The 12,496-nt window shown below is 74.2% G+C and carries 8 protein-coding genes; 4 read left to right on the top strand and 4 right to left on the bottom strand.

Going from position 1 to position 12,496, the window contains the following annotated elements; genetic code table 11:
- Positions 1-11: 11 nt before the first annotated feature.
- The 3 genes from AB0E88_RS20475 to AB0E88_RS20465 form a co-directional block, all read right to left on the bottom strand.
- Complete coding sequence (locus AB0E88_RS20475) at positions 12-1,244, bottom strand: VWA domain-containing protein (protein ID WP_361632251.1); 1,233 nt, start codon at positions 1,242-1,244, stop codon at positions 12-14.
- Positions 1,241-3,706, bottom strand: coding sequence for a DUF5682 family protein (locus AB0E88_RS20470; protein ID WP_361632249.1), 2,466 nt, complete (start codon positions 3,704-3,706; stop codon positions 1,241-1,243). The genes AB0E88_RS20475 and AB0E88_RS20470 overlap by 4 nt, the downstream gene beginning before the upstream one ends.
- A gap of 205 nt (positions 3,707-3,911) precedes the next feature.
- Positions 3,912-5,153 (bottom strand): AAA family ATPase, encoded by a 1,242-nt coding sequence (locus AB0E88_RS20465; RefSeq protein ID WP_361632247.1) that lies wholly within the window; start codon positions 5,151-5,153, stop codon positions 3,912-3,914.
- A 134-nt stretch (positions 5,154-5,287) separates the two neighbouring features.
- Here AB0E88_RS20465 and AB0E88_RS20460 point away from each other — a divergent pair, with 134 nt between their 5' ends.
- The gene (locus tag AB0E88_RS20460; RefSeq protein WP_361632245.1) at positions 5,288-6,634 is read left to right on the top strand and encodes an SWIM zinc finger family protein; all 1,347 of its coding nucleotides are present in this window, start codon (positions 5,288-5,290) and stop codon (positions 6,632-6,634) included.
- A gap of 217 nt (positions 6,635-6,851) precedes the next feature.
- A complete protein-coding gene (locus AB0E88_RS20455; protein WP_361632243.1) occupies positions 6,852-8,534 on the top strand; it encodes a DUF5691 domain-containing protein in 1,683 nt (560 codons plus the stop codon).
- Positions 8,535-8,829: 295 nt separating this feature from the next.
- Here AB0E88_RS20455 and AB0E88_RS20450 read toward each other — a convergent pair whose 3' ends face one another.
- Entirely contained in the window at positions 8,830-9,246 is a 417-nt protein-coding gene (locus AB0E88_RS20450; protein ID WP_361632241.1) for a cobalamin B12-binding domain-containing protein, read from the bottom strand.
- Positions 9,247-9,663: 417 nt separating this feature from the next.
- Between AB0E88_RS20450 and AB0E88_RS20445 the strand changes: the two genes are divergently transcribed.
- Positions 9,664-10,608 carry an alpha/beta fold hydrolase gene (locus tag AB0E88_RS20445; RefSeq protein ID WP_361632239.1) on the top strand — a complete coding sequence of 315 codons (945 nt, stop codon included), beginning with the start codon at positions 9,664-9,666 and terminating at the stop codon, positions 10,606-10,608.
- A gap of 285 nt (positions 10,609-10,893) precedes the next feature.
- Positions 10,894-12,456, top strand: coding sequence for a M23 family metallopeptidase (locus AB0E88_RS20440; protein WP_361632237.1), 1,563 nt, complete (start codon positions 10,894-10,896; stop codon positions 12,454-12,456).
- Positions 12,457-12,496: the final 40 nt, after the last annotated feature.

Below are 12,496 nucleotides of genomic sequence, written 5' to 3'. Positions count from 1 at the left end.
CAAGCCCCCCGTTACCGATGGGTAGTCATGTCCGGTATGGGCAACGGCCGCTTCTCGATCGCCGCCGCCATCACCTCCGGGAACAGGTCGGGTGTGCAGGCGAACGCCGGCGCCCCCAGCGCGGCGAGCGCGGCCGCGTGCTCCCGGTCGTACGCGGGCGCCCCCTCGTCCGACAGCGCGAGCAGCGCGACGAACTGCACCCCCGACGCCTTCATCGCCGCGACCCGCTTCAGCATCTCGTCGCGTATGCCGCCCTCGTACAGATCGCTGATCAGGACGACCACCGTGTCCGCGGGCCGGGTGATCCGCGACTGGCAGTAGGCGAGCGCCCGGTTGATGTCCGTACCGCCGCCCAGCTGCGTGCCGAACAGCACGTCCACCGGGTCGTCCAGCTGGTCCGTGAGGTCGGCGACCGCGGTGTCGAAGACGACGAGCCGTGTGCTGAGCGACCGCATCGAGGCCAGCACCGCGCCGAAGACGGCGGCGTGGACGACGGACGCCGCCATCGAACCGGACTGGTCGACGCACAGCACGACGTCCTTCTTCACGGACTGCGAGGCGCGCCCGAAGCCGATGAGCCGCTCCGGCACGACCGTCCGCTGCTCCGGCAGGTAGTGCTTGAGGTTGGCCGCGATGGTGCGGTTCCAGTCGATGTCGTGGTGGCGCGGGCGCCGGACGCGGGCACTGCGGTCCAGGGCGCCGGTGAGGGCGGCCCGGGTGCGGGTGGCGAGCCGCTTCTCGAGGTCGTCCACGACCTTGCGCACCACCGCCCGTGCGGTCTCCTTCGTGGTCTCCGGCATCGCCTTGTTCAACGACAGCAGCGTCCCGACCAGATGCACGTCGGCCTCCACCGCCTCGAGCATCTCCGGCTCCAGCAGCAGCGCGGACAGACCGAGCCGGTCGATGGCGTCCCGCTGCATGACCTGGACGACGGAGGCGGGGAAGTAGGTGCGGATGTCCCCGAGCCAGCGCGCCACGGACGGCGCCGACGCGCCCAGGCCCGCCGAACGGTCCCGTCCCTTCCGCCCTCTGTCCTCCTTGCCGTACAGCGCGCTGAGCGCCCCGTCCATCGCCGCGTCCCGGCCCGACAGCGCGTACCCGGTGCTGTCGGCGGCGTCCCCGCCGAGCACCAGCCGCCACCGGCGCAGCCGTTCCCCCGCCTCCGCCTGCGCCGGTCCCCCGGCACCCGCTTCCGGCGCTCGTGCGGCCGCGGCCCCTGCCGTGGCGTCCCCCTCCGTGGTCATGTGCCCACCTCCGCAAGGTCGTTGACAGTGGTCGTCTCCCGGTCGTCGTCCAGGCCCAGCAGCAGCCGCACCACCGGCAGCACCGCGTCCGCCCGCTCGTTGTCCAGACCGGACCCGAAGCCGGGCGCCCCCTCGGCGACGGCGGCGCCTCTCCCTCGCTCCCGCGGCCCGCGCCGAACCAGTTCGCCGAGCGTTCTCCTCACCCCCGGCTCGTACGCCGCGAACGTCCGCCGCAGCAGGGGCAGCACGTCCGTGAACGCCTCCGCCGGCACGCCGGTCAGCCAGCCGTCCACGAGAGCGAGCAGCCGCTCGTCGTGCACGAGCAGCATCCCGCCGCCCCCACCGCCGACGAAGCCCTCGATCCAGGCGGCCGCGTCGGCAGGCGGCGCACCCGGCGACAGGGCGAGCCCCATCAGCCGGGCCGCCTCGTCCTGGTCCAGCACTCCGTCGTCCAGCAGCAGCCGCACCGCCCGCCCGCGGATCACACCGGGCACGGAGTCCCGCCCCGACAGCACCCGCAGCACGCCCTGCCAGCGGACACGCAGCCCACGGTGACCGCCGGGCGGCGTGCCCGGGAGCGCGGGGGCCACCGGGGACATCGGGGACACCGAGGGCTTTTGGGACGCCGGGGACGCCGGTTTCACCAGGGTCTCGCCCAGCAGGCCCACCGCCCCGTGTACCGCGTCCACATGGCGCCGCATCTCGGCCGCTGCGTCCGCGTCGAGCGCGGCACAGGCCGGGGGCAGTCCGACGAAGATCCGCTCGGCGAGCCCGGTGGCGACCTCCGCGAGCGCGGCGGTGTCCGTGCCCCGCACGTCCCCGTAGCGCAGGGAACGCACCAGGGCGGGCAGGGCCTGCGCCAGGTGGCCGACGTCGGTGTCGAGCGCCGCCCGGTCGGCCAGGACCCGCATCACGGTGGGGAGCGCGTCACCGAGCCCCGCCGGCAGGCACAGCACGGCCAGCGCGGTCACCTCCGCCAGGGTCTGCGCGGCGAGCGCGTCCGCCTCGGCCTTGCCGGTGGCCGCGGCGAGCACGGTCGTGCCCCACACCCCGGCCTCGGCGACCCGCACGGACAGCTCCGGCTCCCAGCGCAGCCGCCAGGTCTCCCGGAACGTCCCCGTGCTGCCCCGCGAGGCAACCGGATCGCCCCACGGGATCCGCAGCAGCCGCAGCCGGTGCAGCAGCCGGCTGCGCTCGGCGTCCGTCTCCTTGCGCAGGTCGAGCTCCAGCTCCCGTTCCCCCGCTTCGGGCCTGAGCCGCAGCCGACGCTGCGACCGCTCCAGATCCCGCTGCAACGGCACGGCCGGCGCCGCCCGCGGAACCTCACCCAGCGCGTCCCCCACGACCAACCGGTCCTGCACCAGCGCGAGCGGCACGTCCGAGCCGTCGCACATCACGGCCCGCACCGCGTCGATGGTCTCGCCGAGCCCGGGGAGCGGGCGTCCGCGCACCGCCGCGAGCGTCTCGGCGAGCCGCACCGCCTCGATGACGTGTGCGGGGGACACGACGCGGTCCTCCGCCCGCAGCAGCCCGGCCACCTTCGTCATCCACCGCTCGACGGGCCGGTCGGGCACGCCGAACAGATGCGCGTACCAGCCGGGCGAGTCGATCCCGGCGCCGTATCCACCGGCCCGCGAGAGCCTGCGATACGTCCACGGCACCCACGTCAGCTCGGCCTTGACCTTCGGCAGCCCCTTGAGCAGGGCCCTGTCGGCCGTGACCGTCGTGCGCCACCGCAGCGCCGGCACGTGCCAGGCTCCGCACACCACGGCCACGTCGTCGTCGAACTCCTTGCGAGCGGAACGCAGTTGGAGACGCATATGGGCCTCGCGCACCGGGTCCCGGTCGTGTCCCCCGGTGCCGTAGGTCTCCCGCAGTGCCGCCATCGCCTCCTCGAGCACGGTGAACGGCGTGAACGGGTCCCGCGGTCCCGGCCCGCGGTGCTCGACGACGTCCTCCCACCAGCGCTCCGGATCGTCGTACCCGGCGACCTCGGCGAGCACCCCGAGCGGATCGAGCCGCACTGCGGGCGGGAGCCCACCCGGCCCGGCCCCGTCGGACTGCGTATCGGGCCTGTCCCTTTCTCCCTCGCCCCTCTCCCACGCCAGTGAATGAGTGGCCGGCAGGTCGATGAAGCGGGCCGGGACGTCGTGGGCGAGGGCCCAGCGGAGGGCGACCCACTCCGGGGAGAACTCGGCGAACGGCCAGAAGGAGGAGCGGCCGGGCTCGTCCACCGCGTGGGCCAGCAGCGCCACAGGCGGCCGCATGTCCGCGTCGGCGGCCAGCGGCACGAGCGCGTCGGCCTCGGGCGGTCCCTCGATCAGCACCACCCGCGGCCGCGCCGCGTCGAGCGCCGCCCGCACCGCCCGGGCCGAGCCGGGCCCGTGATGCCGCACCCCGAGCAGCAGCGGCCCCGGGCCCGGCCTGCCGCCCGGTTCCACCTCACCGTCCGTCATCGCCATCCCCCTCACCTGCACGGCACCCACCTGTCCTCACCTGCGCGACCGCCACGGGTCGTGGTCCCCGGCAGCCCTTACAACCCCGTCTCCGGCGCGCACACCTTGCCCTGCGAGCCGCCGTTGCCCGCGGAGCCCCCGTTTCCTGAGGATCCGCCAGTTCCTCCTCGTCCCGCGGACCGGCCCCACCCGAGGTCGTCGTCCCCCCGCGTCATGCGCTCACCTCCCGGCAGGCGCGATAGAAGTCGGTCCAGCCGTCGCGCTCGCGGACCACCGCCTCCAGGTACTCCTGCCACACGACCCGGTCGGCGGCCGGATCCCGGACGACGGCGCCGAGGATGCCGGCGGCCACGTCGCCGGCGCGCAGGACACCGTCACCGAAGTGGGCGGCGAGGGCGAGGCCGCCCGTCACGACGGAGATCGCCTCGGCCGTCGAGAGGGTGCCGCTGGGCGACTTGACCTTGATGCGCCCGTCGGCGGTGACGCCGTCGCGCAGTTCACGGAAGACGGTGACGACGCGGCGGATCTCGTCGATGCCGTCGGGCGCGGCCGGCAGGTCGAGCGAGCGGCCGATCTGGCCGACGCGCCGCGCGACGATGTCCACTTCGGCCTCGACGCTCTCCGGCAGCGGCAGCACGACCGTGTTGAAGCGGCGGCGCAGAGCGCTGGAGAGGTCGTTGACCCCGCAGTCGCGGTCGTTGGCGGTGGCGATCAGGTTGAAGCCGCGGACCGCCTGCACCTCCTGGCCCAGCTCCGGTATCGGCAGGGTCTTCTCCGACAGGATCGTGATCAGCGTGTCCTGTACGTCGGCCGGGATACGGGTGAGTTCCTCGACGCGGGCCGTCATGCCCTCGGCCATGGCGCGCATGACCGGTCCGGCCACGAGGGCGTCCCGGCTGGGGCCGTGCGCGAGCAGCTGGGCGTAGTTCCAGCCGTAGCGGATGGCCTCCTCCGGGGTGCCCGCGGTGCCCTGCACGAGCAGGGTGGAGTCGCCGCTGACGGCCGCCGCGAGGTGTTCGGACACCCAGGTCTTGGCCGTGCCGGGCACGCCGAGCAGGAGCAGGGCGCGGTCGGTGGCGAGTGTGGTGACGGCGACCTCGACGATGCGGCGCGGCCCCACGTACTTGGGCGTGATCACCGTGCCGTCGGGCAGGGTGCCGCCGAGCAGGTAGGTCGCCACCGCCCACGGCGACAGCTTCCAGCGCGGCGGGCGCGGGCGGTCGTCCTGCGCGGCGAGCGCGGCGAGTTCGTGCGCGAAGGCGTCCTCGGCGTGCGGTCGCAGCACGTCGGCCGGTCGTGCGTCGGTCGTGAGCGCCCCGGTCGCGTGCGCCTGGGTCGGGTGCGTCCCGGTCGCGTGCGCCTGGGTCGGGTGCGCCGCGCTCGTTCCCGGCTTCTGCCCTTCTTTTTCTTCTTTTTCCGCGTCGGGTGCCGGTTGGTCCACGGTCACAGGCATGGCGAAGTCCCCCTCCAGCTGGGCCGGTCGGTGATCTGGCACCCACCGTGCACCACGCCACTGACAACGCGTCCCGACCTGCACAAACGCGCTCGCGGAGCCGATTGTCAGTGGGGGGACCTACCGTCGACGACATGACTGAGCAGGGGGTGCGCTGGAGTGCGGACCGGGTGCTGGCACTGGCACCTGACGCCGCGTCGCGCGAAGCGGGGAGCAGGCTCGGCGTGGCCGGGCCGTGGTCCGGGGCGGGCAGTTCCGGCGAGGGGACGGTGTGGGGGCTGTGCCGGGGAGGCGGCAGCGCGCCGTACCGGACGGTGGTGGACGTGTCGGACGTCTCCGGTCTCGCGTATGCGTGCAGTTGCCCGAGCCGGAAGCTGCCGTGCAAGCACGTGATCGGGCTGTTGCTGCTCTGGTCGGGCGACGCGGGAGCCGTGCCTCGAAGAGAGCCGCCGGCGTGGGCGGCCGAGTGGAGAGAGGGGGAAGCAAGGCGGGGCGCGGAGACGGGGACGGCGGGTTCCGGGTCCTCCGCGGCCGATCCGGAGGCGGCCCGGCGGCGGGCGGAGCGCCGGGCCGAGCGGATCACCGCGGGCGCCATGGAGCTGGAGCGGCGCCTGGCCGACCTGCTGCGCTCCGGGCTGGCCACGGCCGAGCAGGCGGGGTACGCGATGTGGGAGGAGACAGCGGCCCGCATGGTCGACGCGCAGGCGCCCGGGCTGGCCGCGCGGCTCCGGGAGCTGGGCGCGATACCGGGCTCCGGCCCGGACTGGCCGGTGCGGCTGCTGGAGGAGTGCGCCCTGGTGCACCTCCTGGATCAGGGGTGGCTGCACCGCGAGCGGCTGCCGGGGAGCCTCGCGGCGACGGTCCGCTCCCGAGTCGGCCTGCCCGGGTCGCCGGAGGGTCCCGCGGTACGCGACCAGTGGCTGGTCCTCGCGCAGTACGACACGGGGGACGCGAAGCTGACGACCCGCCGGACATGGCTGCACGGCGTCGCCACGGACCGTACGGCGCTGTTGCTGACGTACGGTGCCGCCGGCCGCGCTCCGGAGCCGTCTCTGCCGGTCGGCCTGGCGCTGGACGCGGAGGTGTCCGCGTATCCGGGGGGTGGCCGGCAGCGGGTGGCGCTGGGCGAGCGGTTCGCCGCGCCCACGCCGACGGCCGTACGGCCGAAGGGGGTGACGACCGCGCAGGCCACCGCCCGCTACGGCGAGGCGCTGCGGGACGATCCGTGGCTGGAGACCGTCCCGGTGACGCTGGAGTCGGTCATACCGGCACCCGGCGGGGACACCTGGCAGCTCGCGGACGCCGACGGTGACAGCGCGCTGCCGCTCACCCCGGCCGCGGCGGGCCGCCCCGGCCTGTGGCGGCTGGTGGCCCTGTCCGGCGGCGGCCCCGTGACCGTCTTCGGCGAGTGCGGCCACCGCGGCTTCACCCCGCTCACCGCCTGGCCCCACGGCCCCGGTGACGCCGTGTCCCTGTGCTGAGCACGGCGTGCCTGTGCTGAGCACGGCGTGTCCCTGTGCTGAGCAGGGCCCGGCCGTCGCGCGAGGCAGGCAAGGGCAGGAGGGGACACGCCCGCCCCTCCCCCGCCCCCGTCCTCGTACCCGTCCGGCAGCCACCGGCACGTCCGGTGAGTCCCCACCCGTTCCCGTGCTTCCCCACGACCCACCCGTTCCCGTGCCTCCCCACGAAAGGAAGCGCATGAACTCGACCCCGGCTCCCGCGACCCGGTCGGCCCGGCCCGCGCCCGGTGCCTGGGAGGACCTGGTCACCGCGGCGCTCCTCGGTACGGACCGGCGCACTCCGCCCGCGCCGGTCGACGGCCGCGAGGCTCCGGTCGCCCTGCTGGACGCCGCGGCCGAGGCGACCGTGCGCCGCCGTTCAGGACTGCGGCCCGCCCCGGCCGCGCCCCGCCCCGCGCCGGCCCCCGCCGATCCGCGCCCCCCGCTGCCTGCGGCGGCGGCCCGCAGACTCGGCACCCTGCTGGCCGACCGCCCCGGCACAGCCACCGGCCGCAGGGGCACCACACCGGATCTGATGGAGCTGCTGCCGCAGTGGCTCGCCGCGGCGAACGCCCGGGGCTGGGCGCCGCCGCCCCAGGCGCTGCCCGCGCTGCTGGACGCGGCGCGCGGCCGGACGGATCTGCGCCCTGCCGTACTGGAGTTCGCCGGGCCGCGTGCGCTGTGGCTGGCCCGGCTCAACCCCGACTGGCGGTTCGCCCTGCGGGCCGCGCCCGGCGGCGGCACGGCGCTGCCGGATCCGGGCCGGCGGGAGGAGATAGAACGGCTGTGGCAGGAGGGACTGTTCGCCGAACGGGTCGCCCTGCTCTCCGCGCTGCGCGCCCGCGACCCCGAGGCAGGCCGCGCCCTGCTGGCGGCGACCTGGGGCATGGAGCGCGCCGAGGACCGGCTGATGTTCCTCGACTCGCTGCGCACGGGCCTCGGCCAGGATGACGAACCATTCCTGGAGCAGGCCCTCGCCGACCGCAGCCGCACGGTGCGGGCCACGGCGGCGGAGCTGCTGTCGGCGCTGCCGGGGTCGGCGCTCGCCGCCCGGATGGCGGTGCGCGCCGGTGCGTGCGTGGCTCTGGACCGCACACGCGCGACCCCCACGATCGTCGTCGAAGCACCCCACGAGTGCGATCCGGGCATGGAGCGCGACGGTGTGCAGTCCGCGGCGCCGACCGGGCGTGGTGAACGGTCGTGGTGGCTGGGTCAATTGGTGGAGGCCGCACCGCTGAGCACCTGGCCCGGGCGACTGGGCGGGCGCACGCCGGCGGAGATCGTGACCCTGCCGGTCGCCGACGACTGGCAGGGCGAACTGCACGCGGCCTGGTGCCGGGCGGCGGTCCGGCAGCAGGACGGCGGCTGGGCGCGTGCGCTGCTCGGCGAGCCGTCGGCGCCCGACGCGGGCGGCCCCGGGGCGGTCTCCCTGGCAGAGCGAGCCAAGCTGCTCGGCACGCTCAGACCCGCCGAACGGGCCGACTGGGTCGCGGGGTTCATCGCGGCGCACGGTCTGTCGGAGGCGTTCCAGCTGCTCGGCGTGTGCGCGGTGCCGTGGGCGGCGCCGCTCGGACGCGCGGTGGTCGACGCTCTGAACATCGCACGGGACGCCGGGAGTTACCCGTGGAGTTTCAGCGGGGTGATGGGGCTGGCCGAGCGCTGCCTCGATCCCGCGGAGGCCGGGCGGCTCGACGCGCTGCTGGCGGTGCCGGACGAACCCGAGGACGCGTCGCCGGGGGCCGGTGGCTACTGGGCCGAGGCCTTCCAGCGACTGATGACGACGCTGCGGCTGCGCGCGGCGATGCTGCGGGAACTGGAAGCCCCCGCGACCGGGCCGGCGGCCGACCACCACAGCCGTGACGCGGACGCGGCGGACCGTTAGGAGGACGGCGCCGACCGGGAGGCGAACGGCGCCGACCGGGATGCCGACCACACAGCGTGACCGGACATCGCCCCACCCCTCACCACCGCCACGCGGACAGCGCGACGGCCGCCGACCGGGACCCCGACCACATAGCGTGACCGGGACGACTGCGGACCGCACAGCGGTCACGGCGGCTGTTCGGCGTACCCGCGGACCGCCGAGGCCGAGCCCATTCCGGACCGCACCCCGGCCACCCGGCAGGCCTTCCGGACCGCGCCGCGGCCGCCCGGGCCGCCCTTGCCCGCCCGCGCTCTCAGGCCTCCGCGGGCTGCCGTACGTTCGCGCGGACCCAGTCCACGATGGACTGCGTCGTCGCGCCCGGCGTGAAGATCTCCGCGACGCCCTTGTCCTTCAGCGGCGGGATGTCGGCCTCGGGGATGATCCCGCCGCCGAAGACCAGGATGTCCTCGGCGTCCCGCTGCTTGAGCAGCTCGATCACCGCCGCGAAGAGCGTGTTGTGCGCCCCGGAGAGGATGGACAGGCCGATCGCGTCGGCGTCCTCCTGGATCGCGGTGTCGACGATCTGCTCGGGCGTCTGGTGGAGCCCGGTGTAGATCACCTCCATGCCCGCGTCGCGCAGCGCACGCGCGATGACCTTGGCCCCGCGATCGTGGCCGTCGAGCCCCGGCTTCGCCACCACGACGCGGATCGGACCGGCTGCCACACCCATCACTGCCTCCATGAAGCGACTGCATCCATCCCTACCGACAAGGACTGCGGTACCCACACCGGCCGGGGGAGTGAACGAACGTTATCGCCAGCATCCCGCAACCGGCCGTTTCGCGGTGCACAGGGAGGGGGAAATCACACAGTGGGACATGTTCATCGCGCAGGGTTCCCTCATTCCGGAGCCATGCGCCGCACACTTCCGGGGCACTCGTACCCCGGAAGGAACACGCGCCACGGGAGCCGCTACGAGGTCGCCGTGTCACCGCGCCGCAGGCCACGCGGCGCGACGGCACGGCGCATCGACACAGAAGCACATCGCAGACGCCGCAGGACCCGCCGTCGACGGCCTCGGCCCCGGCTTCCCACGAGGGCACAGGGAGACAGAGAGGTCCTCCCGGGTGCCGACAGGAGGTCGGCCATGACGGTCACCAGGGTCCTCTATCCCTTTCTCCCCCTCTGTCAGCGCCTCCTGCCGAGCAGGCTGGCCGGGCTCTCGGCGGCCCTGCTGAAGGCGACCGCCCTGGAACTCGCGATCCTCACCGGTCACCTCCTGCTGTATCCCTCCGGCATCGTGCAGGAACGCCGCGGCCGACCCCTGCCCGCCCCGCCCGCCCGAGGGAGGGGCGTCTCCCCCGCCGCCCCTCCCGGACCGACCGCCGGGCTCGTCACCGACGACACGACCTCCGAGGCCCCGGATCCGGCCCGGCTGCCGGTGCCGGTCCAGCCGCCCGTCGTGCTGCTGCACGGCTTCATCGACAACCGGTCCGTGTTCGTGCTGCTGCGCCGCAATCTCGCCCAGCACGGCAGGCAGCGCGTCGAGTCACTGAACTACTCGCCGCTGACCTGCGACATCCGCATCGCGGCCGAGCTGCTCGGGCGGCACATCGAGGAGATATGCGAGCGCACGGGCAGTGAGCGCGTGGACGTCGTCGGGCACAGCCTCGGCGGCCTGATCGCCCGGTACTACGTGCAGCGGCTCGGCGGCGACCACCGGGTGCGCACGCTGGTCACGCTGGGGACGCCGCACGCGGGCACCCGGGTGGCGCCGCTGGCCAACGCCCATCCGATCGTCCGCCAGATGCGGCCCGGCTCGCCGGTGCTGGAGGAGCTCGCGCAGCCGGCACCCGGCTGCCGTACGCAGTTCGTGAGCTTCTGGAGCGACCTGGACCATCTGATGGACCCGCTGGAGTCCGCCTGCATCGACCACCCGGATCTGCTGGCGCACAACGTCCGGGTGACGGGGATCGGCCATCTGGCCCTGCCGGTTCACCCGGCCGTGGCGGCCGGCATACGGCAGGCCCTCGACGCGGAGCTGCCCGGAGCCGGTACCGGCACCCACGCGGGCGGCCTGACCGTGGCCTGACGTCGCAGGACGACCGACCGTGACCGGCGCTCCGGTCACCCCGCGTGACTGGAGCGCTGCGTTCCGGAACAGCCAGCCAGACGTCGGCAAGCGCTTGAACGGTGACAGGGAGTCGAACAGTCGTCGAACGCAAGGCCAAGCCCGCGTCTGGGGCGGCCAAAAGACGGCCGAATGCCCGTTTCCTGCGCTCAGGAAACCTGACGAAGATTGTCGTGCCCGCGTACCGCCGGGTACAGTCGCCGCACTGCTCTGGCAGCCCCTGTTGTCGAGGCGAAAGAGAAGTTGGTGAACGACCGTCACCCGTCGGGGACCATGACCACCCCGGCTCCGGCTTCCGACGCCTCCTCGGCGCACTACGCGTCGTACGGCACGCAGGACGCCCCGTACGGCAACTTCACCACCCCCAACGGGTATGACGCGAGCGGTTTTTCAAACCCCGAGCACAGCACCGGGACGTTCGCGACCGACCCGCTCTTCGGCAGCCTCCCGGACGAGGGCGGTTACGACACCGGCCAGTGGGCCACGGGTGCCCATCAGACCGTGCACCAGGACCCGTACGCGGCCCAGCAGCACGCCGCCTATGACACCGGCGCCTACGACACCGCCGCCTGGTCGGCCGATTACCAGCATCTGTCGGTCATCCCGCCGCAGGCCACCGCGGCCGACGTGTCCGGGCAGTGGGACGCGTCCGCCTGGCTCCAGCCCGACCAGGCCACCGCCGACGCCACCCAGCAGTGGGACTGGGGCACGCAGAGCTTCGACACCGGCGTCTACGACGCCACGCAGTGGAACGGCGGCGGCGCCGCCGACGCGACCGGTGGCTACGAGCACCAGCCGGAACCTTTCGACCAGCAGGACACCGGCACCTACGACCCGCAGAGCACCGGCAGCTTCGACCCGCAGGACACCGGGAGCTACGACCCGCAGCCCCCCGCCGACGCCACCGCCGCCTTCGACCAGGTCTCCTACGAGGAACCCGGCCACGACGACGGCGAGTTGAGCGCCACCGGTGAGCTGCCCGCCGTCGACCTGACCTCGGCGCCCCTGCTGGAGGACCAGGAGGAGACCCTCCCCCGCCCGTCGTCGCGCGCGGCGGCCCGGAACGCGGGACGCTCCCGTCGCCGTACGCCCGCCAAGCGGTCGGCGCTGCTGACCATCGCCGTACCGTCGGCGTGTGTGATGGGTGTCGCCGGGATCGCGGCCGCCTCCGTCGGCGCGTTGAGCGGCGGCGACGGCAGCGACACCACCGCCTCCGCCGCGGACGGGCACGCGGTGAAACCGTCCGCCGCCAACAACAAGCTGGACACCCAGCTCGCGAGCCTGTCCGCCGGCGCCGACGACTTCGCCGACCGGGCCAGCCGGACGCAGGAGCGCATCGACCTCAAGGCGCAGCAGGAGAGGGAGCGCAAGAAGGCGGCGGAGGAGGCGGAGCGCAAGGAGCGCATGCGCCCCAAGTTCTCCCTGCCGGTTCTCCAGCACGGGCTGAGCGCCTACTTCGGCCAGGCCGGCATCAACTGGATGTCCGTGCACACCGGCATCGACTTCCCCGTCTCGTACGGCACCACCGTGATGGCCGCGACCGACGGCGTCGTGCGCACGCAGTGGAACAGCGCCTACGGCAACATGCTGATCCTGACCGCGCCGGACGGCACGGAGACGTGGTACTGCCACCTCTCCAGCTACCGCGTCTCCTCGGGTACGAGCGTCAAGGCCGGGCAGCCGATCGCGTACTCCGGCAACTCGGGCAACTCCACCGGGCCGCACCTGCACTTCGAAGTCCGGCCGGGCGGCGGCGCGGCGATCAACCCGCTGCCCTGGCTGCGCAGCCACGGCCTCGACCCCACCTGAGCAGCCGGCCCTGAGCAACCAGCCCTGAGCGGCCCGACGT

Origin of the sequence: Streptomyces sp. NPDC028635 (assembly GCF_040637635.1) — a bacterium.
Lineage (GTDB): Bacteria > Actinomycetota > Actinomycetes > Streptomycetales > Streptomycetaceae > Streptomyces.
Note: the sequence above shows the minus strand (reverse complement) of the source record. Positions and strands in the feature narration are given on the sequence as shown.